Source organism: Nitratireductor sp. PBL-C9, assembly GCF_050877045.1.
GTDB classification, from domain to species: Bacteria; Pseudomonadota; Alphaproteobacteria; order Rhizobiales; family Rhizobiaceae; genus Nitratireductor; species Nitratireductor aquimarinus.
On the sequence record NZ_JBPAXW010000007.1, the window covers coordinates 205,785 to 231,966 of the forward strand.

23 protein-coding genes are annotated in these 26,182 nt (G+C 62.5%); 11 read left to right on the forward strand and 12 right to left on the reverse strand.

Features of this window, described 5'->3' with window-relative positions; genetic code table 11:
* Positions 1 to 15: 15 nt before the first annotated feature.
* Positions 16 to 2,145, reverse strand: a complete 2,130-nt coding sequence (locus ACRTG1_RS16100) for a DUF294 nucleotidyltransferase-like domain-containing protein (protein ID WP_432516569.1) — start codon at positions 2,143 to 2,145, stop codon at positions 16 to 18.
* Between the two features lie 259 nt (positions 2,146 to 2,404).
* Here ACRTG1_RS16100 and ACRTG1_RS16105 point away from each other — a divergent pair, with 259 nt between their 5' ends.
* The 3 genes from ACRTG1_RS16105 to ACRTG1_RS16115 all read left to right on the forward strand — a co-directional run bounded on the left by ACRTG1_RS16105 (position 2,405) and on the right by ACRTG1_RS16115 (position 5,016).
* A complete protein-coding gene (locus ACRTG1_RS16105) occupies positions 2,405 to 3,616 on the forward strand; it encodes an NADP-dependent isocitrate dehydrogenase (RefSeq protein WP_206545464.1) in 1,212 nt (403 codons plus the stop codon).
* Positions 3,617 to 4,036: 420 nt separating this feature from the next.
* Positions 4,037 to 4,393: a hypothetical protein gene (locus ACRTG1_RS16110; protein WP_432516570.1), complete on the forward strand. Its 357-nt coding sequence runs from the start codon at positions 4,037 to 4,039 to the stop codon at positions 4,391 to 4,393.
* Positions 4,390 to 5,016: a DedA family protein gene (locus tag ACRTG1_RS16115; RefSeq protein ID WP_297559228.1), complete on the forward strand. Its 627-nt coding sequence runs from the start codon at positions 4,390 to 4,392 to the stop codon at positions 5,014 to 5,016. The genes ACRTG1_RS16110 and ACRTG1_RS16115 overlap by 4 nt, the downstream gene beginning before the upstream one ends.
* Before the next feature lie 77 nt (positions 5,017 to 5,093).
* Here ACRTG1_RS16115 and alaS read toward each other — a convergent pair whose 3' ends face one another.
* Both alaS and recA read right to left on the reverse strand, forming a co-directional pair.
* The gene (alaS, locus tag ACRTG1_RS16120; protein WP_113154998.1) at positions 5,094 to 7,754 is read right to left on the reverse strand and encodes an alanine--tRNA ligase; all 2,661 of its coding nucleotides are present in this window, start codon (positions 7,752 to 7,754) and stop codon (positions 5,094 to 5,096) included.
* Positions 7,755 to 7,960: 206 nt separating this feature from the next.
* The gene (gene recA, locus ACRTG1_RS16125; protein WP_113154997.1) at positions 7,961 to 9,040 is read right to left on the reverse strand and encodes a recombinase RecA; all 1,080 of its coding nucleotides are present in this window, start codon (positions 9,038 to 9,040) and stop codon (positions 7,961 to 7,963) included.
* A 235-nt stretch (positions 9,041 to 9,275) separates the two neighbouring features.
* Here recA and ACRTG1_RS16130 point away from each other — a divergent pair, with 235 nt between their 5' ends.
* Both ACRTG1_RS16130 and ACRTG1_RS16135 read left to right on the forward strand, forming a co-directional pair.
* On the forward strand, positions 9,276 to 10,226 hold the full coding sequence (locus ACRTG1_RS16130) for a carbohydrate kinase family protein (RefSeq protein ID WP_432516571.1): 951 nt from the start codon (positions 9,276 to 9,278) through the stop codon (positions 10,224 to 10,226).
* A gap of 13 nt (positions 10,227 to 10,239) precedes the next feature.
* Complete coding sequence (locus ACRTG1_RS16135; protein WP_113154996.1) at positions 10,240 to 11,157, forward strand: pseudouridine-5'-phosphate glycosidase; 918 nt, start codon at positions 10,240 to 10,242, stop codon at positions 11,155 to 11,157.
* Positions 11,158 to 11,243: 86 nt separating this feature from the next.
* On the opposite strand, the gene ACRTG1_RS16140 is transcribed toward ACRTG1_RS16135, so the two are convergent.
* From ACRTG1_RS16140 to ACRTG1_RS16150, 3 genes are all read right to left on the reverse strand, one after another.
* Positions 11,244 to 11,903 carry an OmpA family protein gene (locus tag ACRTG1_RS16140; protein ID WP_113154995.1) on the reverse strand — a complete coding sequence of 220 codons (660 nt, stop codon included), beginning with the start codon at positions 11,901 to 11,903 and terminating at the stop codon, positions 11,244 to 11,246.
* Between the two features lie 162 nt (positions 11,904 to 12,065).
* Complete coding sequence (locus tag ACRTG1_RS16145; RefSeq protein ID WP_315900285.1) at positions 12,066 to 13,073, reverse strand: GGDEF domain-containing protein; 1,008 nt, start codon at positions 13,071 to 13,073, stop codon at positions 12,066 to 12,068.
* Between the two features lie 190 nt (positions 13,074 to 13,263).
* Complete coding sequence (locus ACRTG1_RS16150; protein WP_432516572.1) at positions 13,264 to 14,094, reverse strand: aldo/keto reductase; 831 nt, start codon at positions 14,092 to 14,094, stop codon at positions 13,264 to 13,266.
* A gap of 88 nt (positions 14,095 to 14,182) precedes the next feature.
* Between ACRTG1_RS16150 and ACRTG1_RS16155 the strand changes: the two genes are divergently transcribed.
* On the forward strand, positions 14,183 to 15,181 hold the full coding sequence (locus ACRTG1_RS16155) for a heparan-alpha-glucosaminide N-acetyltransferase (RefSeq protein WP_206552715.1): 999 nt from the start codon (positions 14,183 to 14,185) through the stop codon (positions 15,179 to 15,181).
* Positions 15,168 to 15,644 carry a methyltransferase family protein gene (locus ACRTG1_RS16160; RefSeq protein ID WP_206545471.1) on the forward strand — a complete coding sequence of 159 codons (477 nt, stop codon included), beginning with the start codon at positions 15,168 to 15,170 and terminating at the stop codon, positions 15,642 to 15,644. The genes ACRTG1_RS16155 and ACRTG1_RS16160 overlap by 14 nt, the downstream gene beginning before the upstream one ends.
* 13 nt (positions 15,645 to 15,657) lie before the next feature.
* On the opposite strand, the gene ACRTG1_RS16165 is transcribed toward ACRTG1_RS16160, so the two are convergent.
* The gene (locus ACRTG1_RS16165) at positions 15,658 to 16,044 is read right to left on the reverse strand and encodes a MerR family transcriptional regulator (RefSeq protein ID WP_113154990.1); all 387 of its coding nucleotides are present in this window, start codon (positions 16,042 to 16,044) and stop codon (positions 15,658 to 15,660) included.
* Between the two features lie 549 nt (positions 16,045 to 16,593).
* Here ACRTG1_RS16165 and ACRTG1_RS16170 point away from each other — a divergent pair.
* Complete coding sequence (locus ACRTG1_RS16170) at positions 16,594 to 17,778, forward strand: MFS transporter (protein ID WP_206547734.1); 1,185 nt, start codon at positions 16,594 to 16,596, stop codon at positions 17,776 to 17,778.
* A 48-nt stretch (positions 17,779 to 17,826) separates the two neighbouring features.
* Here ACRTG1_RS16170 and mgtE read toward each other — a convergent pair whose 3' ends face one another.
* Positions 17,827 to 19,242, reverse strand: a complete 1,416-nt coding sequence (gene mgtE, locus ACRTG1_RS16175; RefSeq protein ID WP_113154989.1) for a magnesium transporter — start codon at positions 19,240 to 19,242, stop codon at positions 17,827 to 17,829.
* Positions 19,243 to 19,575: 333 nt separating this feature from the next.
* Between mgtE and ACRTG1_RS16180 the strand changes: the two genes are divergently transcribed.
* Positions 19,576 to 20,028: a TspO/MBR family protein gene (locus tag ACRTG1_RS16180; RefSeq protein ID WP_432516573.1), complete on the forward strand. Its 453-nt coding sequence runs from the start codon at positions 19,576 to 19,578 to the stop codon at positions 20,026 to 20,028.
* Between the two features lie 42 nt (positions 20,029 to 20,070).
* Entirely contained in the window at positions 20,071 to 20,367 is a 297-nt protein-coding gene (locus ACRTG1_RS16185; RefSeq protein WP_432516574.1) for a hypothetical protein, read from the forward strand.
* 105 nt (positions 20,368 to 20,472) lie between these two features.
* On the opposite strand, the gene proX is transcribed toward ACRTG1_RS16185, so the two are convergent.
* From proX to ACRTG1_RS16200, 3 genes are all read right to left on the reverse strand, one after another.
* Complete coding sequence (gene proX / locus ACRTG1_RS16190) at positions 20,473 to 21,483, reverse strand: glycine betaine/L-proline ABC transporter substrate-binding protein ProX (protein ID WP_206552718.1); 1,011 nt, start codon at positions 21,481 to 21,483, stop codon at positions 20,473 to 20,475.
* A 101-nt stretch (positions 21,484 to 21,584) separates the two neighbouring features.
* On the reverse strand, positions 21,585 to 22,517 hold the full coding sequence (locus ACRTG1_RS16195; protein ID WP_113154985.1) for an ABC transporter permease: 933 nt from the start codon (positions 22,515 to 22,517) through the stop codon (positions 21,585 to 21,587).
* Positions 22,514 to 23,767, reverse strand: a complete 1,254-nt coding sequence (locus ACRTG1_RS16200; protein ID WP_317561155.1) for a quaternary amine ABC transporter ATP-binding protein — start codon at positions 23,765 to 23,767, stop codon at positions 22,514 to 22,516. Before ACRTG1_RS16200 ends, ACRTG1_RS16195 begins: the two co-directional genes overlap by 4 nt.
* A 336-nt stretch (positions 23,768 to 24,103) precedes the next feature.
* Between ACRTG1_RS16200 and ACRTG1_RS16205 the strand changes: the two genes are divergently transcribed.
* Positions 24,104 to 24,352, forward strand: a complete 249-nt coding sequence (locus ACRTG1_RS16205; RefSeq protein ID WP_113154983.1) for a hypothetical protein — start codon at positions 24,104 to 24,106, stop codon at positions 24,350 to 24,352.
* Positions 24,353 to 24,465: 113 nt separating this feature from the next.
* Here ACRTG1_RS16205 and ACRTG1_RS16210 read toward each other — a convergent pair whose 3' ends face one another.
* Complete coding sequence (locus ACRTG1_RS16210; protein WP_432516575.1) at positions 24,466 to 25,911, reverse strand: alanine/glycine:cation symporter family protein; 1,446 nt, start codon at positions 25,909 to 25,911, stop codon at positions 24,466 to 24,468.
* Positions 25,912 to 26,182 lie beyond the last annotated feature (271 nt).

A 26,182-nucleotide genomic window follows, 5' to 3' on the forward strand; every position in this document is an offset into this window, starting at 1 on the left:
GGTAAAGCGCGCAGTTCATCCATTCACGAACATGGCGTTGCGCACGAGCTGCGGAATGATGGCCACGCTCTTCAGCGCATCTTTCAGCGTCTTCTGCTGACGCGCAGTGAGACGCTCGGGCGCGACATTGTTGGAAAGAGGAATGCCGAGCGCGATGTCGTCCACCTGCTGCTCCAGAACGAGTGTGAGGAAAAAGCGGTGCGCATCACGCAGCGCCAGAAGATCGTTGCGCGGCATGCCCGGATGTTCGGCCAGCGCCTCAAGCCGCGCACGGGTGGAGGCGCGCGGCAAGTGGTGCCGGATCGCCAGCGCGCGCGCCATCGCCGCAATGGGAAAGAGACCATGCATTTTGAGATCGACCCGCCCCTCCTCCAGCCTGAACCCGCCGAACAGGGTGAAAGGGTTGTTCATGTCGCGCACGCTCTCGCCCAGAAGCTTGGCAAACTCGATCTGCTCCGATCCGCGTTTCCATGCATGGGCGCTGAGCGCGCTTACGAGGCGTTCGTCGCCATGGACGGCGCGCAGGTCGTAAAAGATATCGACGTTCAGAAGATCCTGCGGGCGCGCCTTCGTCACCCATTCATCCACGCGCTGCCGCCAGGTTTCCGCCGAGCCGCGCCACACCGCATTGCGCGCCATGACCCCGCCCTTGCAAAGGGGGATTGCGGCGGCGTGAAGATGGTCGGCGAAACGGGCTCCCAGTTCCGCAAACCAGAGGTCCTGCGGGCCATCCGGTTCGCCTTCGGCGAAGATCAGCGCATTGTCCTGATCGGGGGCCAGCAGGCTTTCGCCGCGCCCGCCGGAGCCCAGAACCATGACCGCAAAGGCACAGGGCGGCTTGCCATCGCCCGCCGCCTCCATGTCGTGAAGCGCCATCTCGCAGGCCCGCGCGGTCATCGCGCACAGGACGCCGGAGATGATTTCCGTGATGCTGCGTGTGTCGATCTCCTCGTCAAGCAGCGCCGACGCCACCACGGCGACACGCGACCACGCGCCCGCAAGATCAGCCGGGGTGTCGGCGTTTTCGATGCGCGCCTGAAGATCGACCGCAGCACCGGCGCGAAATTTCAGAAAGTCGCGCGCGGAGATGACGCCCGCCAGCCGGCCATCGGCATCGCTGACGCCCAGATGGCGGATCTTTCTGCGGTTCATAAGCCCGAGCGCCCGGTAGAAGAAAGCACTGCCCTCAATGGCGATCAGCGGGGCTGCTGCAATGCCCGAGACCGGGCCGGCAAGCGCCGTGCCGCCGGACGAAGCCACCGCGCGCAGAACATCGCGCTCCGTCACGATGGCGTATCGCTCGGCCGGGCCGCCCGGCGCGCCATCGGATGAGAGAAGCAGCGAGCTGATGCGACGCTCGGCCATGATGCAGGCGGCTTCCTGCACCGAAATGTCGTCACGCGCGATCACTGGCTCGGCGCTGGCCGCCTCGGCCACGCGATGGCTGAACGCGTAAGGGTCGATGGCCTCAAGCGCGTGGCGGGACGCGCCATTGCGGCGCAGAAAGGGCTCGCTCCAGCCCGCCTCGGCCTGCTGGCGCAGCGCCTGTGAGCGCAGGCTCGACGCGCGCTCCGCCTCCGCCACGGTGCGGATGCCGCGCCCGGCAAGATGCGGGGCGAGTGCGGTGAAGACCTCCCCGGCAATGCGCGCATCGGCAAGCGCCGAATGGCGGCCCGAAGTCTCCACCTCGAGCCAGGCGGCAATGGCGTCGAGCGAGGCGTCCGGCAGGTCGGGATTGACGATGCCGGCCAGCATGCGCACGCAAAGCGTTCGCGGGGCCTGCCATAAAAGGCCGGCGCGGTGCGCCTCGCGCTCCAGAACCGCCAGATCAAAGCCCAGCGCATAGCCGACCAGAAGCCGGCCGCCGCGATACTCTTCGAAACGCTGCCAGGCATCGGTGAAATCCGGCGCAGTGCGCAGCATCTGACCGGTGATACCGTGAATGGCGGTGGAGCGCGGCGGGATCGGAACGCCCGGATCGACCAGCGTTTCGAACGCATCGTCAGCGCGCAACCGCCCTTCCACCAGCGCCATGCCGCCAAGCTGCAGAATGCGCGCTTCCTTGACATCAAGGCCGGTGGTCTCGGTGTCGAACGCCACAGCATTGGCCGCGATAAGGGGCGTGGCGTCGGTTACGGCTTTCACGACAGATCCCCCTCTTTTGCGCCGGAATGGCCGGTTTTGGCGAATTTTGCCTCAAACCAAACCCGATTTCACGCCAGAATGCGCCATTCTGGACCAAAGTCTGATGGATGATACGCGCGCGCCGTACGGGAGCGGGACGGCTGGCGCAAAACATTCCTCCCCGCTTTGCGCTTTCTGCAAGGAGTGCTATAGGGCAGCCGACCTTTGCGCGGCCGGTCTTCGCCGCGTCGTTTCACACTCTATAGTTGGGAGCTTTTTCATGGGTAAGATCAAGGTGGACAATCCAGTCGTCGAGCTCGACGGCGATGAGATGACCCGGATCATCTGGCAGTTCATCAAGGAAAAGCTGATCCATCCCTACCTCGACATCGACCTGAAATATTACGATCTGGGCATCGAATCCCGTGACGCCACGGACGATCAGATCACCGTCGATGCAGCCAATGCGATCAAGGAACATGGCGTCGGCGTGAAATGCGCGACGATCACCCCGGACGAGGCGCGCGTCGAGGAATTCGGCCTGAAGCGCATGTACCGTTCGCCGAACGGCACGATCCGCAACATTCTCGGCGGCGTGATCTTCCGCGAGCCGATCATCATGAAGAACGTTCCCCGTCTGGTTCCGGGCTGGACGCAGCCGATCATCGTTGGCCGTCACGCATTCGGCGACCAGTACCGCGCCACCGACTTCAAGTTCCCCGGCAAGGGCAAGCTGACGATCAAGTTCGTTGGTGACGACGGCCAGGAAATCGAGCACGAAGTGTTCGACGCCCCCTCCTCCGGCATCGCCATGGCCATGTACAACCTGGACGATTCGATCCGCGACTTCGCACGCGCCTCGATGAACTACGCGCTGATGCGCAAGGTTCCCTGCTACCTCTCCACGAAGAACACGATCCTCAAGGCCTATGACGGCCGCTTCAAGGATCTGTTCCAGGAGATCTACGAGGCCGAGTTCGAGGCGAAGTTCAAGGAAGCCAAGATCTGGTACGAGCATCGCCTGATCGACGACATGGTCGCTTCCGCTCTCAAGTGGTCGGGCGGTTATGTCTGGGCCTGTAAGAACTACGATGGCGACGTGCAGTCCGACACGGTTGCGCAGGGCTTCGGCTCGCTCGGCCTGATGACCTCGGTTCTGATGACGCCGGATGGCAACACGGTTGAAGCCGAAGCCGCACACGGCACGGTGACCCGCCACTACCGCCAGCACCAGAAGGGCGAGGAAACCTCGACCAACTCCATCGCTTCGATCTTTGCCTGGACGCGTGGCCTCGCCCACCGCGCCAAGCTGGACGACAATGCAGAGCTGGCGCAGTTTGCACAGACGCTTGAGCAGGTCTGCATCGACACCGTCGAATCGGGTTTCATGACCAAGGATCTGGCGCTGCTGATCGGTCCGGACCAGCCGTGGCTCTCGACCACCGGCTTCCTCGACAAGATCGACGAGAACCTGCAGAAGGCAATGAGCTAGGCAGCTCTTCGCGCATTCTGCGCAGCTTGAAGTTCAAAACGGCCGGAACCTCGCGTTCCGGCCGTTTCTTTTTGCGCATCGACAAACGAACAATGGGACGGGCCGACGACCCCGAAATGGTTCAACAGGTCATGAGGGAGGATGCCCGTCGAAGGGCGGAGCCTCGTCGCGGCTCTCGTGCCAACAGGGGTTTTCGGATGTGAACGCGTGGAACCTGACCGTGAGGTCGATCTCCGTGCCCAGCGCATTCGCCGGGGACGTCCGCACACCCAGCGTAAACAGCGGCCATGCCGGTAAGGCGGCCCCGGCGAAGCGCGGAAAGGCATGACATCGAAAGCCAGGTGCGGGGCCTCTTTACGCTCGACAAACATGCCCCATCCCTGCGAGATAAGGTCAACGGCAAACACTCTGGGGCGATGAATGCGCGGCGCGATAAAATCCCTGTGGCAGCACAACAGGCTGCTCTTCATCGCCTTCTGCGTCGCCCTGCTCGTCACGCTGTTTCTGGCCGTGCGCACCGTCGCCTTCTACGCCTACTGGTCGAGCCATCGTTCGGTGCCCGTCGAGGAGTGGATGACGATTGGCTATGTCGCCCGCTCATGGGAGGTGCCGCCGCAGGAGCTGCGCGGTCTGCTCGACCTTTCGGTGGAGAACCATGACCGGCGCAGCATCGCGCAGATCGCGAGGGAGCGTGAGGTTTCGGCCACTGCCCTTGTCCGCGAGGTGGAGCAGGCCGTGGAGACACTGCGTGCCGAGGGCGGGGAAACGGCGCAGTGACAGAGGAGATCCTTGCTCTTTTCGCGCTTTACGGCCTGCCCGGCATCTGCGTGATCCTTGCGGCTGGCCAGTTTGGTGTTCCGCTTCCCACCTCGATCCTTCTGATGACAGCGGGCGCGCTGATTGCCGATGGCGACCTGACGCCGACCCAGGTTTTCGCCTGGGCGCTTGCGGGCGCAGTGTTCGGCGACCAGTTGAGCTATGCAGTTGCGCGCTTTGGCGGACGCAGCCTGCTGGACCGCGTGTTCAAAGGCGGAACGTCCGAAACCGGAAGCTTCGCCCGGGCGGAGCGTTTTTCGGCCAGATGGGGCGGGTTCGGCGTTTTCTTCAGCCGCTGGCTTGTGAGCCCACTCGGGCCATGGATCAACCTGACCAGCGGGCTGGCGCGCTACCACTGGGGCAAGTTCCTGTTCTGGGATGTTGCGGGCGAAAGCGTGTGGATCATCGGCTATCTGTCGATCGGCTATGCCTTCAGCCGCTCCATCGCCGGAATTGCCGAACTTCTGGCCAATCTGGGCTGGCTGATCGGCGCGGCCGCCGTGACGCTGCTCCTGGGCGTGCTGATGTGGCGGGCGGTGAAAAGGCACCGCGCGCGCAGCGCCAGCGGCACACGCAACGCCTGAGCCGGATACGAAAACGCCGCGCATCCGTCGGGACGCGCGGCGCTTGATGTTCACGTGATTTCAGAGCTGGCGGCCGGTCAGCCTTCCATCGCCGCCTTGACTGCGGCAATGGCTTCGGCGGCCTTCGAGCCATCGGGACCACCGGCCTGCGCCATGTCGGGACGACCGCCGCCGCCCTTGCCGCCAATGGCGGCAGACGCAACGCGCACGAGATCGACAGCGCTGAAGCGGTCGACCAGATCCTTGGTGACGCCCACCACGACGCTGGCCTTGCCTTCATCCGACGTGCCGACGAACACGGTGACGCCCGACCCCAGCGACGCCTTGCCATCATCGGCGAGCGGCTTCAGATCCTTGGGCGAAATGCCATCGACCACGCGGCCCATGAAGCCAACGCCGGCAACCGTCTCCGCGCCGCCATCCGATGCCGAACCACCGCCGCCAAGGGCGAGTTTGCGGCGGGCTTCGCTCAACTCGCGCTCCAGCTTGCGGCGCTCTTCAAGCACGGCTTCCAGACGGGCGGGCACATCGGCGGGCGCGACCTTCAGCGCGCCGGCGGCGCGCTTCAGCTGCTGCTCCTGCTCACCAAGATAATGGCGGGCAGCTTCGCCCGTGAGCGCCTCGAGACGACGAACGCCGGCGGCGACCGCGCCTTCGGAGACGATGCGGATCAGGCCGATATCGCCGGTCGCCGTCACATGGGTGCCGCCACACAGTTCAAGCGAGTAGGTCTTGCCTTCCTTCTCGCCATCCTGCGCGGTGCCCATGGAGACGACGCGAACCTCGTCGCCATATTTTTCGCCGAACAGCGCCATTGCGCCAGCCTCGATGGCGTCATCGACGGCCATGAGGTGCGTTTCGACGGGCGCGTTCTGGAGAACGATGCGGTTTGCGATGTCTTCGACGCGGGCAAGCTCGGCCTCGGTGATGGGCTTGGGGTGCGAGAAGTCGAAGCGCAGACGCTCGGGCGCGACCAGCGAGCCCTTCTGCGCCACATGCGAACCCAGAACCTCGCGCAGCGCCTCGTGCAGGAGATGCGTTGCCGAATGGTTGGCCCGCACGCGGCGACGGCGCACGTGATCGACCTTCAGCGCGACGACATCGCCGACCTTGACCTGACCACCCTCGACACGGCCCATGTGAACCAGCAGGCCGTCACCCTTCTTCTGGGTGTCGCCAATGGCGATGGAGAAGCCCTCTCCCGCGATCACGCCGGTGTCGCCCACCTGACCACCGGACTCACCGTAGAACGGCGTCTGGTTGGTGACGACGATCACCTCGTCGCCATCGCTGGCGTGCTCGACCATCGCGCCATCGCGCACCAGAGCCGAAACCACGCCCTCGGCCTCTTCGGTTTCATAGCCAAGGAAGTCGCTGCCGCCGGTCTTGTCCTTGACGGCGAACCAGACGGCCTCGGTTGCGGCCTCGCCGGAGCCGGCCCAGTTGGCCCGCGCCTCGGCCTTCTGACGCTCCATCGCGTCATTGAAGCCGGTGAGGTCCACATGGATGCCGCGCTGGCGCAGCGCATCCTGCGTCAGATCGAGCGGGAAGCCATAGGTGTCATAGAGTTTGAAGGCGGTCTCGCCATCGAGCCGGTCGCCTTCATCCATGTCGCTGGTGGCGTCGGAGAGAAGCGTGAGACCGCGCGCCAGCGTCTTGCGGAAACGGGTTTCCTCGAGCTTGAGCGTTTCGGTGATGAGCGGCTCGCCGCGCACCAGCTCGGGATAGGCGCGGCCCATCTCGCGCACCAGCGCCGGCACGAGACGCCACATGAGCGGCTCCTTCGACCCGAGAAGCTGGGCGTGACGCATGGCGCGGCGCATGATGCGGCGCAGCACATAGCCGCGCCCTTCATTGGACGGCAGAACGCCATCGGCAATGAGGAAGCTCGCGGCGCGCAGATGGTCGGCGATGACCTTGTGGCTGGCATGCTGCGCACCCTGCGCCTTGACGCCGGTGGCCTCTTCGGAAGCGTGGATCAGCGCGCGGAACAGGTCGATGTCGTAATTGTCATGCACGCCCTGCAGAACGGCTGCGACGCGCTCAAGCCCCATGCCCGTGTCGATGGAGGGACGCGGCAGGTTGACCCGCTCTTCCGGCGTCAGCTGCTCGAACTGCATGAAGACGAGATTCCAGATCTCGATGAAGCGGTCGCCATCCTCATCCGGGCTTCCGGGCGGACCGCCGGGGATGTCCTCGCCGTGATCGTAAAAAATTTCCGAGCACGGACCGCACGGGCCGGTATCGCCCATGGCCCAGAAATTGTCGTTGGTGGCGATGCGGATGATGCGCTCATCCGGCAGGCCGGCGATCTTCTTCCAGAACTCGGCTGCCTCGTCATCCGTGTGGTAGACGGTGACCAGAAGGCGCTTTGCATCGAGGCCGAATTCCCTGGTGACCAGGTTCCAGGCCAATTCGATGGCGCGGTCCTTGAAATAGTCGCCGAAGGAGAAATTGCCCATCATCTCGAAGAAGGTGTGATGGCGTGCCGTGTAGCCGACATTGTCGAGATCGTTGTGCTTGCCGCCGGCGCGCACGCATTTCTGCGCCGTTACCGCGCGATCATAGGGCCGCGTTTCCAGACCGGTGAACACGTTCTTGAACGGCACCATGCCCGCATTGGTGAACATGAGGGTGGGATCGTTGCGCGGCACGAGCGGGCCGGAGGCCACGATCTCATGACCGTTTTTCTTGAAATAGTCGAGAAAGGTCGACCGGATGTCGTTGACGCCACTCATGTTTCAGCCTTTGCGAGAAGCCCGTCCAAGGGTGCGGGGAATAGAAGTCCGCCTTTTAACGCCAGCACCGGGACGTGTCCAGAAATCCCGTGCGCCAGCGCACATCATGCGGGCTTTACACAAAAAAACACCGCCGGCGAGCGGCGGTGTCTTGTCTTTCACAGTCAGCCAACGGTCACATCCGACAGTCGGCGTCACTCAAATGATCAATCGTCAGCGCCATCCTGGTCGCCGGGGCCGCCATCCTCGAGGAATTTTTCGGCGATGAGACCGGCATTCTGGCGCAGCGCCAGCTCGATCTCCTGCGCCGCCTCGGGATTGTCGCGCAGGAACTGCTTGGCGTTTTCACGCCCCTGCCCCAGACGCTGGGAATTGTAGGAGAACCATGCGCCCGACTTCTCGACGATCCCGGCCTTCACGCCAAGGTCGACCAGCTCGCCGGTCTTCGACACGCCCTCTCCATACATGATGTCGAACTCGACCTGCTTGAAGGGCGGAGCCATCTTGTTCTTCACCACCTTGATGCGGGTCTGGTTGCCGACCACTTCGTCACGGTCCTTGACGGAGCCGATGCGGCGAATGTCGAGACGGACCGAGGAGTAGAATTTCAGCGCGTTACCGCCCGTCGTCGTCTCGGGCGAGCCGAACATCACACCGATCTTCATGCGGATCTGGTTGATGAAGATGACCATGGTCTTGGAGCGCGAAATGGAAGCGGTGAGCTTCCGGAGCGCCTGGCTCATCAGGCGGGCCTGCATGCCCGGCAGGGAATCGCCCATCTCGCCTTCGATTTCGGCCCGCGGCGTCAGCGCGGCGACCGAGTCGACCACGATCACGTCGAGCGCGCCGGAGCGTACCAGCGTGTCACAGATCTCAAGCGCCTGCTCGCCCGTGTCGGGCTGCGAAATGAGAAGGTTTTCCAGATCGACGCCCAGTTTGCGGGCATAAACCGGATCGAGCGCATGCTCGGCGTCGATGAAGCCGCAAATGCCGCCCTTCTTCTGCGCCTCGGCCACCGTGTGCAGCGCGAGTGTCGTCTTACCGGAGCTTTCCGGGCCATAAATCTCGATAATACGGCCGCGCGGCAGACCGCCCACGCCCAGAGCAATATCGAGGCCCAGAGACCCGGTGGAGATGGTCTCGATCTCGACCACCTGATCGTTGGCGCCGAGCCGCATGATCGAGCCCTTGCCGAAGGACCGTTCAATCTGCGATAGCGCCGCGTCCAGAGCCTTGGTTTTGTCCACCGAATTATCCTCTACAAGCCGCAATGAATTCTGAGCCATGATACAACACCCCTTCGAGGTCAATGGAGGCGGTTCCGCCAAATCCGCGATGATTATCTGTACCTCTTTTGTTCTATTTTTGCAATAGGCACCAAAATATTGAAAAACATAGACAAACCAGATTTGTTCTATTTTTGTACGCGCAACGACATGCCGGACAGCCTCTCTGCCGCTCAGGAAGGCCGTGGCGGCGAAGGGGATTGCGGGGGTGCATTTCGATTCGCGGGAGAGCGCCATGAACGCGGATAAAGCCCCTCGCCTGCTGGCCATTGGCGGCGCGCATCCGGACCGGCGCGGACGCCTTAATGCGCCGCACATTCCCGCCACATCCAACCCCGGACGGATGAGCGAAGAAGTGGGCGGCGGCATATTCAATGCGGCGCGCATCGCGAGCCGACGCGGCGCCGCGGTGTCGCTCATGTCTCTGCGCGGCGGCGATGCAGCCGGCAGCGCCGTGGCGCGCGCCATCGAGGATGCGGGCTTTGAGGACCTCTCCGCCACGTTTCTCGACCGCGCGACGCCCAGCTATACGGCGATCCTCGACCATGATGGCGAGCTGATCACCGGGTTCGCGGACATGGCGCTTTACGATACGGCCTTTCCCAAACAGATGCGCCGCTCGAAGGCGCGGCATGCCGCCGAACAGGCCGATGCGATCCTGTGCGACGCCAACATGCCTGAAGATGCGGTGGTCAGACTTGCGGAGATCCGGGCCGGCGCGCCGCTCTACGCCATCGCGGTCTCGCCCGCAAAGGCGGGGCGGCTGACCGCCAGTTTTCCGCAGATCGCCGTTCTCTTCATGAATGTGCGCGAGGCGCGCAGCCTTGCAGGCCTTGATGACGAGGCCGCCCTTCCCCGCGCCATCGAGGCACTGCGCGCGCTTGGTCTAAGCGCCGGCGTGATCACCGGGGGTGGCGGATCGGTCATGATTTTCACCCCCGAAGGGCTGTGGCAGATAACGCCGCCGCGCATCGATGAGATCGTGGACGTGACGGGTGCCGGCGATGCGCTGACCGGCGCGACGCTGACGGCGCTGATGCGCGGAACGCCCTTGCCGCAGGCCGTGCGCGAGGGCGTCGCGGCGTCCGGACTTGTGATCGCCAGCGCCTCGGCAGCGCCAGAATTCGACGATAACGCCTTCCATGCGGCGCTTGAGCGGGTGCCCGCGCCGCAACCAGTTTCATAAAGGAGCCTCCCCCGTGCAGTCCAAGAACATTATCGACATCCACGCGCCCGTCGCCGAAGCCCTTGCCGCCGGCAAGCCGGTGGTGGCCCTGGAAAGCACTATCATCACCCATGGCATGCCGTGGCCGCGCAACAATGAGATGGCGAGCGACGTGGAGGCTCTGATCCGCGAAGAAGGTGCGGTTCCCGCCACCATCGCCGTGATCGACGGGCGGCTGAAGGTCGGCCTTTCCGACCATGAGCGCGAGGCGCTGGCGCAGGCCAAGGATCCGATGAAGCTGTCGCGCGCCGACCTCGCCTTCGCCATTGCCGAAGGCAAGAGCGGCGGCACCACGGTGGCCGCGACCATGATTGCCGCACAGATGGCCGGCATCCCGGTTTTCGCCACCGGCGGCATTGGCGGCGTTCACAAGGGCGCGGAGACGAGCTTCGACATTTCCGCCGATCTGGACGAGCTGGCGCAGACGCCGGTGATCGTCGTTTCGGCTGGCCCCAAGGCCATTCTCGACACGGAAAAGACGCTCGAGGTTCTGGAAACGCGCGGCGTGCCGGTCGTGGCGTATGGCACCGACACGATGCCGGCTTTCTGGTCGCGCCAATCGCCCTACACCGCGCCGCTGCGGCTTGACACGGCCGAGGCGATTGCCCGTTTCCAGGCAACGCGCCGGGCGCTTGGCATCGACGGCGGCATGCTGATCGCCAACCCGGTTCCGGCGGATGAGGAAATCGCTGCCGACGTGATGGCCGGATACATCGCCACCGCCCAGAAGGAGGCGACCGAAAAGGGCATCTCGGGCAAGGATGTGACGCCGTTCCTGCTGGCCCGCATTCTGGAGCTGACCGATGGCGCAAGCCTCACCACCAACATTGCGCTGGTGAAGAACAATGCCCGCCTTGCCGCGCGGATCGCTGCCGCCATCGCCGCCGGCTGACCGCGCGACCTTATAACGGACACGAAAAAAGCCGCCGGCGATGCGCCGGCGGCTTTTCTTTTTGCGTATGACCGCTGTGTGCTCGATCAGGCGCCGGTGAGCGGCGACAGACGGATTTCCACGCGACGGTTCTGTGCGCGGCCTTCCGGCGTTGCGTTGGACGCAATCGGCTGGCTCTCGCCACGACCGATGACCGCGAAGCGCTGGCTGGCCGCGCCCTGCGAGATCAGGTAGCTGGCAACTGAGCTGGCGCGACGCTGCGACAGGTCCATGTTGTAGCTCGGGCTGCCGGTGGAATCGGTGAAGCCGAACACGTCGACGAGGGTGCGGTTGTACTTGTTGAGCACCAGCGCCACCGAATTCAGCGTGGAGTAGAACGCCGGCTGGATGGTCGACGAATCGGTTGCGAAGGTGATGTTCGACGGCATGTTGAGGATGATGTAGTCGCCCTGACGGGTGACGCTCACGCCCGTGCCCTGAAGCTGGCCGCGAAGCTGCGCTTCCTGCTGGTCCATATAGGAGCCAATGGCGCCGCCGGCGAGCGCACCGATGCCGGCGCCGATCAGCGCGTTGCGGCGATCATCGCCACCAGCCAGAAGTCCAATGCCCGCACCCGCCAGCGCGCCGAGCCCTGCGCCGCCGGCCGTGTTGGAGATCTTCTGCTGACCGGTATACGGGTCTGTGCTGGTCACGCAGCCGGCGGCAAAGCCCGCCACGAGCGCAACAGCGATGGATTTCTTCAACATGGTCAGTATCCTCACTTGAATGGAAAGCAGCGACATGAATCGCGCGCAAATCGCCCCTTGCCTCTCCGTTTAGCACAGATCGGTTGGAATTCGACGTCTTACCCGTCAAAGTGTAGGCAAAATTTAACAAAATGCGTGCGGCGGAATGCCCGGACTTAACCCTCAGTCCTGCCTGTAGAGAAGCCAGTTCTTCGTGAACTTCCCCTTGGGGATCCGCGAGAAGAGCGTTGCCCGGTTTCGACCGTCGACTTTCGACGCGTAAAGCGCCTGATCGGCCTTTGCGTAGAGCTCTTCGGCATCGCCGGCGTCTGCCGCCATGCACACGCCGAGCGAGATGTGGATGGGGCCGTAATTGCGAACGCCGGCCCCGATGACGAACTCCGCCTTTTCCACGGCAAGACGTATGGCTTCTGCAACCTTCATGGTCGCTTCTTCCGATAACCCCTCGACAATAATGGCGAATTCCTCGCCGCCGGTGCGCGCAACGAAGCAGTCTGTGGTCGACTGTGTCTTGAGGATCTGTGCAACGCCCTGAAGGATCCGGTCGCCCACCGGATGACCATAGTGATCGTTGAACGCCTTGAAGCCATCAATGTCTGCAAGGATCAGCGCGTGGAACATGACCGAGCGCTGGTCGTCATAGACATCCGCCATGCGCTTGTCGAAGGCGCGCCGGTTCCAGATCCTGGTCAGCGGATCGGTGTCGGCGAGCTTCTTGTACTGGGCGAGCTTGGTGCGCATCTCTTCCAGCTCGTTGGACTTCTCCTCCATCGCCTGGCTGATCTGCCGCCCCTGCTGGATCGTGGTCTCGGTGGCGGCCGCCATGATGCCGACGATCTTACGCAGAATGTCGTGGGAGAGATCGCGCCCGCTCAGGCCATTCGAGGTCTGATCGAGAATGACGCCGAACTTTTCCAGCGAACTGCGCTCGCGCCCCAGAAGCGAGAGAATGTCCTGCGCACGGGCTGCGATCTGCTCCTGTGCGCTCTCGACAACGGCCTGTCGCTTGTTCTGGGTGAAATATTTCAGGGAAAGCTTGTCCAGCGCTTCCTGCGTGGGACGACCGTTCAGCGCCTCGAACTCGCGCACGAGATCGCGGTTCGAACCGGTGAACACCTCATAGAAAATCTCGTAGTTGCGCGGCAGACCGCTAACCCCCATGCGACGCATGGAACTTGCGATCGTGCTGGCAATATCGGTGGGCCCCTTTCCCGGGACGTCTGACACCTGCAACATACGCCGTCCACCTTCCCCCAAAGGCATGTTGTCTCTCGCCGCGCGGACGCGTGACCGACGACAACCGCAAGTAAACTATTCAAGACCAGCTAACGCAGGGTTAACCCGTTGCGCAAGGCCGTATTCAGGCCATATCCCAGACCGGTGAGAAGTCATAATCGCATATGCGATAGCCGCGTTTACGCAGTGCGGAAACGGCAACCATTTCTTCACCGCTCAACGCGAAGTCGAAAATGCCTGCATTCTCGATCAGGCGATCCGGATTGGTGGTGCGGGGAATGGCGACGACGCCTTCCTGCTGGACATGCCAGCGAAGCACGATCTGCGCCGGGGTCTTGCCATGACGCGCGGCTGCATCGGCAATTGCAGGCTGTGCGAAAAGATCGCCACCACGCGACAACGGACAATAGGAGACCATGGCCATGCCAGCCGCGCGGCATGCCTGATACACCTTCTCCTGGTCGAGATAGGGGTGATACTCCACCTGATTGGCCACCAGCGGCGCATCCGACAGGCGCACGGCTTCGGCAAGAAGCGCGGTCGGGAAATTGGAAACGCCGATATGGCGGGCAAGCCCGCTCTCACGCACACGATTGAGCGCCGCAATGCTTTCGGACAGAGCGACATCCGGGTTCGGCCAGTGAATGAGCAAGAGGTCGACATGGTCGAGACCGAGCCGCGCACAGCTCTCTTCTGCAGACCGTTGGAGGTCGCCAGCGCCGATATTGGTCCACCAGACCTTGGTGGTGACGAAGATTTCGTCGCGCGCGAGCCCCGATGCGCGCAGGCCGGCGCCCACGGCTTCCTCGTTTTCATAAGCCGCTGCGGTGTCGATGTGCCGGTATCCGGACTTCAGCGCATGGGTGACGAGATCGGCGCAGGTCTGCCCCTTCAAGGTCCAGGTTCCCATTCCCAGAGCAGGAATGGACGCGCCGTTTGCTTCAACCATGTGCATAGAAAACCTCTCCGTCTTTCGGCCACTTTTAGCGCCGACTAATATAAGCACAACACATAACAGTCATTTTCCAGGGGGCGGAGCATACATGCGGCATCGGGCGGCAGGGAAGACGCGCATCGAAGCCATCGACATTGCGCGCGGTGTCGCCCTCTTCGCCATGGCGGTCTACCATTTCGGGTGGGACCTCGAATTCTTCGGCTATATGGAGCCGGGTACCACCGTGACCGGCGGCTGGAAGCTCTTTGCCCGCAGCATCGCCACATCGTTCATCTTTCTGGTCGGCGTGGGTCTTTTTCTCGCCCATGAGAAGGGGATTCGCTGGAGGAGTTTCGCAAAGCGGCTTTTGATGATCGTCAGTGCGGCGGCTGCCATTTCGCTTGCCACTTGGTTCGCCTTCCCCTCGGGCTTCATCTTCTTCGGCATTCTCCATCACATCGCGCTTGCGAGCCTGCTCGGCCTGGCGTTTCTGCGCTTTCCGGCATGGAGCCTTTTTGTTCTGGCAGCACTTGTAGCGGCGGCACCCCATTTCCTGCGCTCGGCTTTTTTCGACACGCCGGCGCTTTGGTGGGTTGGCCTTTCGACGTTCCGCCCGCCCTCCAACGATTACGTGCCGCTGTTCCCGTGGTTTGCGGCCACGCTCGCCGGGATCGCGGCGGCGCGCATCGCCCGTGACAGCGGCTTCCTCAGCTGGCTCTCGCTGATGAAGCCGGCGCGCTGGCATGCGCCATTCACCTTTGCGGGCCGGCACAGCCTCGCCTTCTATCTGCTGCATCAGCCGGTGCTGATCGGCTGCGTGTGGGTGCTGGCGCAGATCTGGCCGCCGGCAGTGGAGCCCGCCGAAATCCGCTTCACCAAGGCCTGTGCGAGCCAGTGCCTTGAGAGCCGCGACGAGGCTTTCTGCACCGCATATTGCGCCTGCTTTACCGATACGCTGAAGGTGGAAGGCCGGCTGGATGCACTGATGACATCAACGCCGGGAATGGAAACGCAAAGCCGCTTGAGTGAAATCGCTGCCGAATGCACTATGACCGCTGAAACGGGGAGCGATTTTACGGAGCGGGACACTTCGAATGAACGACCATGAACAGCGACCGGCGCGCTTTCCCTGGCCACCGGTGATTTATCTCTCGGCCATCGTGATCGCGGCGGTGCTTGGCATTTTCTATCCCCTGCCGTGGATCGGGCCGCCGCTTTCCGATCTTCTGTTCGCCATCGGCTGGCTGCTGATCGCAGGCTTCGTGTTCATCGACCTGCAGGCCATGCGCACGCTGCACAGGGCGGGCACGGCGATCCTGCCGACCCGCGGCGCAGACACGCTGGTGACGAGCGGCCCCTTCTCATTCAGCCGCAACCCGATCTATCTCGGCAATTCCATGCTGACGGCGGGCATCGGGCTTGTGGCCGGAAATGCGTGGTTTTTCGCGAGCCTCATCGTCGCCTGCTTCCTGACGCAGAAACTGGCCATCGAGCCCGAGGAAAAGCACCTCGGCCTGCGGTTCGGCAAGAAATACCGGGATTATCAGAAGCGGGTGCGCCGCTGGTTCTGAGGCGGGTTGGGCGTCAGGTGTTGACGCCGAGCTCGGCAAGGCGCTCCACGCAGGACTCTTCCGCGCGGCTTAACTCATCGAGCGTGTCTTCCAGATCACGGCGCTTCTGGCGCAGATCCTGCTGCTTTTCCGAAATGCGCGCCAGCATGAGCTTGAGCTGGCCAATCTCGCCGGGCGGCGCCTTGTAGACATCGATGATCTCGCGGATTTCGGCGATGGAAAAACCGATGCTGCGCCCGCGCAGGATCTGGCGCACCAGATGCCGGTCGGACGGGCGGTAAAGACGGGTGCGCCCACGACGCACGGGCTTGATCAGCCCTTCATCCTCATAGAAGCGAAGCGTTCTGGTGGATATGCCGAACTCACGCGTCAGCTCGGTGATGGAATAATAGTCGCGCATGGCTTTTCGCCCTTTGCTTCCGGCCCCCTGCCCGGTCGTTCATCAACCGGCGCCCCCAGGAATATGCCGCCATTTATCGTGTTCGACAGAAAGCCGATCACACCGGACCGGCAAACCATCAAGACCCGCCATCCATTTCGGTCGATTCCCTTAAAGCATGCAGCGGGCGCGTAAACTGCCACGGCCCTTACGTAAAAGTCAATTTTTCGTTGTGCACCATTACTCTTTAGACAGGAGAGACACTTGTGCGGAGCTCAGGGTCAGGACCCATTAATATGACCGCAATGCTGTCCTGCTCCAGGCTTTGTGCTGGCGGGACATACGGCCAGTATGCCATGGCGGGGCGCGCGGGCATGGACAGGCATGACAGGGCGACTGGCCCTACGGTGGCGCATCGCCACGCGCTATGAGAATAACTGTTCAGGATCGAGCCTGTTTCGGCAGGCGCGCATGAACGCCTCTCACGAGCAAGGATGACAAGACGTGCATTTGCGCAGCTTCTACAGCGCCGGCGACAACGCGATCGACGGACCCTATGCCTGGTTCCGGATGACGATCGCGATCCTGATCGGCACCTTCGGCACTGTGGGGCTCTGGGCCTTTGTCGTGGTTCTGCCGCCCATTCAGGCGGAGTTCGGCGTTGACCGCGCGGCGGCATCCCTGCCCTATACAAGCGCGATGGTCGGATTTGCGCTGGGCAATGTGCTTCTTGGGCGCTTTGCCGACCGGACCGGCGTGGCGATGCCGGTGGCGATTGCCGGTGCGGCGCTGGGCGCAGGCTTCATCCTCTCCAGTTTCACGACCGCGCTCTGGCAGTTTGTCATCCTTCAGGTTCTGATCGGACTGGGCGGCGCGGCCTGTTTCGGGCCGCTTCTGGCGGACATTTCGCACTGGTTCGAAAAGCGCCGCGGCATCGCGGTGGCGGCTGTGGCCTGCGGCAATTACCTGTCCGGTGTCCTGTGGCCGACCGTCATCAAGCTTGCGCTGGAACACACGAGCTGGCGCGTGACCTTTCTGGGCATCGGCATTTTCTGCATTGTCAGCATCGTGCCGCTGGCGCTCCTGATGCGCGCAAAGCCTGTCGTGCAGGAGGCGGATGAAATGCCGGGCGCACAGGCGCGGCGGCCGGGCGGACGACGCCCCATCGACCTGTCGCCCCGCGCGCTTCAGAGCCTGCTCGTTTTGGCCGGTCTCGGCTGCTGTGTCGCCATGTCGATGCCACAGGTGCACATCGTCGCCTACTGCATCGATCTGGGCTACGACATTGCGCGTGGCGCGGAAATGCTGTCGCTGATGCTGGGCGCGGGCATTGCAAGCCGCCTGATCTCCGGCGTGCTCGCAGACAAAATCGGCGGCGTGCCGACACTGCTGCTCGGCTCCGTGCTACAGGGCCTTTCGCTGCTTCTCTACATTCCGTTCAACGGGCTCGCTTCGCTCTACATGGTGTCGTTCATCTTCGGCCTGTCGCAGGGCGGCATCATTCCGAGCTACGCGATCATCGTGCGCGAATATCTGCCGGCGCGCGAAGCGGGCCAGCGCATGGGCGTGGTGATCATGGCGACCATTATCGGCATGGCGCTGGGCGGCTGGATGTCGGGCTGGATCTACGATCTGACCGGCTCCTACCAGGCGGCGTTCCTCAACGGGATCGCATGGAACCTGGGCAATGTGGCCATCGCGTTCTTCATTCTCTATCGCGCGCGCCGCTCGGCCATGGCAGCCGTTCCGGCCTGAGCAATACCGGGCGGAAAAGCGGTTCCCATTTTTCCTGGAACTGCTCTATTAGACGCCGAACCACCAGGTCGCCAGACCAAGGAAGGCGAAGAAGCCCACCACATCCGTCACGGCCGTCACGAAGACGGCCGAGGCGACGGCCGGATCGGCGCCCACCCGGTCGAGCAGAAGCGGGATGAGAATGCCGCCAAGCGCCGCCACGAACATGTTGATGATCATGGCGGCGGCGATGATGCCGCCCAGATTGTAATCCTGGAACCAGGCGGCGGCGACAGCGCCGATCAAAATCGCGAAAACGATGCCGTTGAACACGCCGACGCCCATCTCACGACGGATGATGCGGCCGGCATTGTAGATATCGATGTCGCGGGTGGCGAGCGCGCGCACGGTGACCGTCATGGTCTGCGAGCCGGCATTGCCGCCCATGCCGGCGACGATGGGCATCAGGATGGCGAGCGCCACCACTTTTTCGATTGTGTCGTCGAACAGGCCGATCACCGACGCAGCAAGGAAGGCGGTGATGAGGTTCACCATCAGCCATGGCACGCGCGAGCGCGCAGCCGTCCACACGCGGTCGGAGAGTTCTTCATCACCCACGCCGCCAAGGCGCAGAAGATCCTCTTCGGCCTCCTGCTGGATGACGTCGACCACGTCATCAATGGTCAGGACACCCACGAGGCGCTCATTGTCGTCCACGACGGCGGCGGACAGAAGATCGTATTTTTCAAAGATCTGCGCCGCCTCTTCCTGATCCATCGTGGCCGGAATGGCGTGTCGCGTCTCCCGCATGATGTCTTCGATCTTGGTGCCCCGCCCGGTGCGCAGGATGCGGTCGAGATCGACGGCGCCCACGAGGCGGAAGGTCGGATCGATGACGAAGATCTGCGAAAAGCTCTCCGGAAGGTTCTGCTCCTCGCGCATGTAGTCGATGGTCTGGCCGACGGTCCAGAACGGCGGCACGGCGACGAATTCCGTCTGCATGCGCCGGCCGGCGGTTTCATCCGGGTAGCCAAGCGACCGGCGCAACCGCACCCGCTCGGTGAACGGAAGCTGGGCGAGAATCTCGTCCTGATCGGACTGTTCCAGATCTTCCAGGATATAGACGGCGTCATCCGAATCGAGCTGTTCGACGGCGCGCGCGACCTGCGCATTGGGCAGGTTTTCGAGAATTTCGAGACGGATCGCCTCATCGACCTCGGTCAGCGCCGTATAGTCGAAATCGTCGCCCATCAGCACGACCAGCGCGAGGCGCTGATCCGGCAGGAGGGCTTCGAGCAGATCGCCGATTTCGGACTGGTGGAGCGAACTCACCTCTTGTCTGAGGGTGATCGTGTCCCGGTCGGCTATGGCTGCGCCGATATGGGCCAGGAACGGCGCGGAGACGACGCCATCCTCGTCATAAATGCCCAGACCGTCGGCGGCTTCCGCCCCGGTTTTCTCGTCCAGTCCTTCAGGCTCGCTCAAATGGTCCTCCCTGGCTGGGAATTGCGGCTTTGTGAACGGGCACGGCCCTCATCCGGCAATACAGAGGCGCGCGCCGCACGGCAACCGCGACAGGGCGCTTTCCGCCAGAGAAATTCCGCCCGGGCCCCGCCCCTGCCTGAGGAGCGGTCACACATCTGCCAGAACAATAATGCCGGTGAATTGGCATTGTTCCCGCTGGGGTTGCCACCGGGTACGGGGCAAAACACTCTTCTTTTGCATCACCTCGCCTTGAAATCCGCAGCGAAACGGACATGTGATCTGCACGGAAGCACGCAGCCACCTCCCCTCAAGAACATCAATACGGATCAAACCATGCCCATCATTCGCGTCCTGCCGGTCTTTCTGCTTCTCGTTGTCGGCGCGGGTCTCGCCATCGGATACATCACCGCGCCCGGCCCCTGGTATGCGGCGCTGGCAAAGCCGGCCTTCAACCCGCCAAACTGGGTGTTCGCGCCGGTCTGGACCATTCTCTATGTGCTGATCACGGTGGCTGGCGCACGGACATGGCAGCGCGCACGGCATGGCATGGCGATGCGGCTCTGGTGGCTTCAGCTCGTTTTGAACTTCGCCTGGTCGCCGGCCTTCTTCCTGCTGCATCAGGTGGGGCTCGCCCTGCTGATCATCCTGCTTCTGGCGGCAACGATCACCGCTTTCATTGTAGCAAGCTGGCGCTCGGACCGTGCATCGGCGCTGATGTTCCTGCCCTATGCGGCATGGGTGTTCTTCGCGGCCCTTCTGAACGGGGCCATTCTCTCGCTCAACTGAGCCTCCCTGTCGAAACGCAGCCTGGCACACTACATAAGGGCCATGAGCACAGTTCTGAAAGACGGGTTACGCATTGCCGGCATGGCCTTCGCCCTTGCGGCGGCGGCGGCCATACAGGCTGCAATGCCGGTTCATGCGGCAGAAGACACGAAGACGCTGACCGAAGCGGAACGCGCCCGGCAGGAGCGCGCCGAAAGCGAGGCCGAACGGACCCGCGATGCGATGGACGACCAGCATCGGGACTGGCTGCGCCAGCAGCAGGACCTCAAATACCGCATCCAGCCGGTGCAGCCGGATCTGGATGTTCCGATCTACACAGCCCCGCCGCGGCTTTACTAGATCGCCGCGCCTTCTTCCGGACCCACGAAAAAACCACGCGCCGTTTCCAGCGCGTGGTCTCGAATTGTGCCGTGTCAGGCAAGCGCGCCTGACAGCACCAATTTCTTAGTCGACAGCCTTGCGGGCTTCTTCGAGCCAGCCATCAACCATTTCGCGGTTCTTCTCGATCCAGTCCGAAGCCTGCTTCTTGATGTCTTCGGGGCTGTCCGCACCGTCATTCATCGCAGAGTTCTGGGCGAAGATGTCTTCAAGCGGGATCGAAGCCGTCTTGAGAACTGCGGCAACTGCCGGGTTTTCCTCAAGGAACTTGGAGTTTGCGACCGGCACGATGTCGTTCGCCTCAAAGCCCATCACGCAGGGGTCGGCCACACAGGACGCGATGCCGGCAGCGGCGTTCTCTTCGGTGGCTTCCTCGGGAACCTGAATCCAGACAACGTCTTCACCGAGCTTCAGCTCGTTGACGGTCCAGTTCGGCGTCCAGGTGTAGAACAGGATCGGCTCGCCGCTGTCATGGGCGGCAACCGCATCGGCCATGGAAGCCGAATAGCTCGCCTTGATCTCGTTGATGTGATCCTTGAGACCGTACTCGGTCAGGTGACCTTCAATGGCAACCTCACAGCCCCAGCCGGGCGGGCAGGCGACCAGATCGGCCTTGCCATCGCCATCACGGTCGAACGCTTCCTTGACCTCGTCGCGCTTGAAATCGTCAAGCGTCTTGATGTCGAACTTCTCGGCGGACGCCTTGTCCACCAGATAGCCCTGAAGCGCGCCGCCAGCGGCAACGGCGCCGATGATCTCGGCCGAGCCCTCGAAGGCCGGACGATAGGTGTCGTGGATCGGGAACCAGCCATTCACCCAGAGATCGACGTCGCCATAGCCGACGGCCTGGTAGAAGGGCGGGTTGTCGAGCGTGGTCGGGCCATCGACAGTATAGCCGAGCTCCTCGAACAGCTGCTTGTAGATCTCGGAGTGGAACCAGCCGGTGTCCCAGGTGGCCTGGGCCATCTTGATCGTCTTGCCCTCGCCCGGGGCTTCTGCGGCCATCGCCGGCATGGCGACGGAGCCGAGCAGCGCCAGGGCTGCAATTGCGGGAATGCTTTTCTTAAGACCAGTCATAACAAGCAGTCTCCTTTATGTGATTTTCAGTGGTGGCAGCGAATGGAGCCGCTGCCGCAAGAGCGGAACGCGCAATTGCGTTCCGCAGAGCGGGTCTCGCCTCAGGCGGCTTTGCCCGCTTGCTCTTCCTTGACCGGCTTACCGAGCCCGAACATCGAGCGCAGCGTCTGCCAGAGCGAAGGCGTCTGCACGGCTTTCTTTTCGCCGAGCGACTGAGTGATGCGATCGAGAATGATCGCGAGAAGCACGATGCCGATGCCGCCGGCCGTTGCCGCGCCCACATTGAGGCGTCCAAGGCCGGTGTAGACCGTGAGACCGAGACCGCCCGCGCCGATGAGCGCGGCAATGACGACCATGGAAAGCGCCAGCATCAGGGTCTGGTTGAGGCCCGCCATGATGGTGCGAAGCGCCAGCGGGAACTGGACCTCCCACAGCATCTGCGAACGGGTGGAACCGAACGCCTCGGCCGCCTCGATCAGGTCGGCGCGCACATTGCGGATGCCGAGATTGGTGAGACGGATGATGGGCGGCAGCGCAAAGATGATGGTGGCGATGATGCCCGGCACCATGCCCACACCGAACAGCATCACGATCGGCACCAGATACACGAAGGACGGAATCGTCTGCATGATGTCGAGGATCGGACGCACGACAAGCAGGACACGATCGCTGCGCGCCGCCCAGATGCCGATGGGAATGCCGATCACGGCGCAGAAGAACACCGAGGTGATGATCATGGACAGCGTGGTCATCGTTTCCGCCCACAGGCCGATCATGTCGATGAAGACCAGCGCGATGAGCGTGAAGATTGCCACGCCACGACCGGCCGTGCGGTCGGCGATCACGGTCAGTATGGCCGTGAAGACCAGCATGGGCAGCCAGTGGAAGAAGGCGTCGAGCCAGCCCAGAACAACGGTGACCGGCACCTGCAGGCTTCTGAAGAAGGGGCGGAAATTCGGCACGAGGAAATCGCGCACGAAGCTGTTTACCCAGTCGTCGAGCGGGATCTGAACGAGGTCAGCGGGGCTAATCATGGGCGGTCTCCTTCGCTGGCGGACTGCCGGGCTTCGGCGTCTTCCGCCGGAACCGCCGTGTCGTCGTTCTCATCGCCCGAAAGCTGCGAGAACACCGCCTGCGCCTCGATGACGCCGGCCAGCCTGCCGCGCTTGTCGGCAACGGCGATCGGGTAGCCGGCGCTCGCTGCGCCATAAAGTTCGTTGAGCGGGGTTTCGCGCTCGACGGTCGGAACCTCGGTGACCATCACTTCGGAAAGATCGGTCCGGCCCTCCTCGCGTGCGGCAACCGCCAGCTCCTGATAGGTGACGAGGCCGGCGATGCGGTCCTTGTCGACCACGTAGAGCGCATTGCGATTGTGCTCTTCCATGAGCTCAAGCGCCTTTTCCGCCGCGCCCTTTTCACCAAGCTCGACCGTGATCGGGCGTTCTGCCACATGGGCGGCGTCGAACACGCGGCCGCGATCAATGTCGGCGACAAAGGCGGCGACGTACTCGTCAGCCGGGTTGTCGACGATTTCCTGTGCGGTGCCCACCTGGACGAACTCGCCATCCTTCATGATGGCGATCTTGTCACCGAGGAGCAGCGCCTCGTTGAGATCGTGGGTGATGAAGATGATGGTCTTCTTGAGCTTCTTCTGCAGGTGCAGGAGCTCTTCCTGCATCTCGCGGCGAATGAGCGGATCAAGCGCGCCGAAAGGCTCGTCCATGAGCAGGATCTGAGGATCGGTGGCGAGACCGCGCGCCAGGCCGACGCGCTGCTGCATGCCGCCCGACAGTTCGCTGGGGAAGCTGTCCGCATAGGCGGCAAGCCCGACCTGCTCCAGCGCCGCCAGCGCCTTCTTGCGCCGTTCGGCAGCGCCCTCGCCCTTGATCTTGAGGCCGTAGGCGACATTGTCGGCAACGGTCTTGTGCGGGAAAAGCGCGAAATGCTGGAAGACCATGGTGATCTTTTCGCGGCGCACCTTGCGCAGCCGGTCTGCCGAGCAGCTGGCGACGTCATCATCATCGATGAGGATTTTGCCGTATGTGGGGGCAATCAGACCGTTCAGCGTGCGGACAAGTGTCGACTTGCCCGAGCCGGACAGGCCCATAACCACAAAAATTTCGCCCTCACCAACATCGAAACTGACATCCTGGACACCAACGGTTTGTCCCGTTGCTTCGAAAATCTCGATTTTCGACTTGCCCTCTTTCAGACCTTCGAGCGCCTGTTCTGGATGATCTCCAAATATCTTATAAACATTCTCGACCCTTAGCTTGGGTTTCATGGTTCCTCTTGATTGATTATTTTATGGAAAATGAAATACAGGTAGAACACCTGCTCAATATTTCACATATCCCTGCACTCAGGCGGAGCGCTGAGAGACTTAAGTCTTCCTCGCGCATGATGTGAAAATACCATACATGGCTAAAGACATAACGTGCGATATTACGAATCGCAACAGTGAGTGAAAATTAATTCAGCATCGAATTATCCTGAACCATGCCCAGAAAGCCTGACCGCGGCGGACTGGCGGGCGTTCCTTTCGGCCAGATGAACTGTTAGGGATAGACACGCGGGGGGCGCCTGCGACGCAGCAAACGCACCAGTGAAGGGATGAAGAATGAACGACCGCTACGACGCTTATGCCGCTGCCACCATCGTGATTTTCGGCGCAATCGTGATTGGCGGCCTGATGGCTGCATCGCTGTCATTTGGTGAGCGGGATGCGTTTTTCTTCGCACTCGGCGCGGCCACTTCTGCGTGGTGTGCCGGCTATGCGATGTTTCTCGACAAGGCACGTGTGTTTGTGGCGCTGACTGCGCTGGCGGTGGCCATGTCCATTGCCGCGGCTGTTCTTCTGGGCTTTTAGCGAGCCCTCCCCCGGTCAGAGGCTCCTCCAGCATTCCGGGGATCTTCCAGAACAGAGAAAGGGCAGGTTTCCCCTGCCCTTTTCCATATGCCGGCGCCTGAAACGACCGCGCGCTACGCCGCCTCGCGGAATATGCGCACCTTGCCGGTCCATGCCGTGCGGTCGATATCGAGATCCGGGAAATTGTCGGGGTTGAGAACCGGGCGGTCCACCCCTGCCTTCAGCTGCTCGCGGAAGTCCTTCAGAATGCGCAGGCAGATGGGTAAGAGCATCATGATGGCGATCAGATTGACCAGCGCCAGAACGCCCATCAGCGGATCCGAGAAGAAGAACACGGCCGTAGCGCCGGGCGCCACCGCCCCGAGAAACACCATGCCCATGACGGTCAGGCGCAATATGTTCACCGCGACATTGCTTTCGGTAATGATGGTCAGGGCGTTTTCACCCAGATAGTAATTGTAGATGATCGAGCTGAACGCGAAGAGCAGCAGAATGAAGGTCAGGAAATACTGGGTCCATTCACCCAGATGCGAGACCAGAGACTGCTGGGTCAGCACCACGCCATCAATGCCTTCCGCACCCGGCGTATAGACATCGCCCAGAAGGATCACGAAGGCCGTGCAGCTGCAGATCATGATCGTGTCGATGAACACGGAGAAGGACTGGGTGATGCCCTGGCTGATGGGGTGACGCACATCGGCCGTGGCCGCCACATTGGGGGCGGAGCCGAGCCCCGCTTCATTGGAGAACAGGCCGCGTCGTAACCCCTGCGCCAGCGCCGCGCCCATGCCGCCGCCAACCGCCTGCTCGAAGCCAAAGGCGTTCATGACGATGGAGTAAAGGACACCCGGTAACTCGGTGATGTTGATGACGATGATGAAGATGGCCATCAGCAGATAGGCCAGCGCCATGACCGGCACCACAACATCGGCTGCAAGCGCGATGCGGCGGATGCCGCCGAAGACGATGAAACCCGCAATGACGGTGAGCAGAATGCCGGACCACATCCGGTCGATGCCAAGGCTCTCCTGCGCTGCGCCGGCGACCGTGTTGCCCTGAAACGCGTTGAAGCCGATGGCGAAGGCCGCGATCAGACAGACCGCATAAAGAACGGCGAGCCATTTGTGCTCATGGCCAAGACCATGGATGATCGAGCGGGCCGGTCCGCCGCGAAACGTGCCATCGGGCTCGCGCCGCTTGTAAAGCTGGGCGAGCGAGCATTCGACCAGGCTGGTGGCCATGCCGACCAGCGCCACGGCCCACATCCAGAACACCGCGCCCGGCCCGCCAAGCGTGATCGCCACCGCAACGCCGGCAATATTGCCGCCGCCGACGCGACCGCCAACGGAAACGAGGAGCGCTGCGCGCGCGGAGATCGCATTTGGATCCCCGCTCTGGTTTTTGGAGGAAAGCACACGGAACATGCGCTTGAAGAACTGGAACTGCACAAAACCGGTCAGCGCGGTGATGAAAATGCCAAGAACGATGAGGATCGGAATAAGCGCCCACCCCCAGGTTAAGTCGCCTATGATGCCAAATAAGTCTCGTATGAATGTCATTTCCGTATCCTCACTTTCAGAAATAGACTGCTGCCGACCGGCCCGTGCGTAGCCACGCTTCCTCCGGGAGGCCAGTGCAGACGCGACATGATAGCGCGCAAACGCAATGAGCGCACGCGCGCGTCAGGCATTGCTTCGCCCCCTACCCGCCTGAATTAACACTTTCATAACGCTTGCACGCGTGAGTTGGGCACTACCCCGATTGGACGACTCGTCGGAACGCTGTGGTTGTGGTAGTGAACCGCCAAAATTCAGCATGCCAAACAAAAAC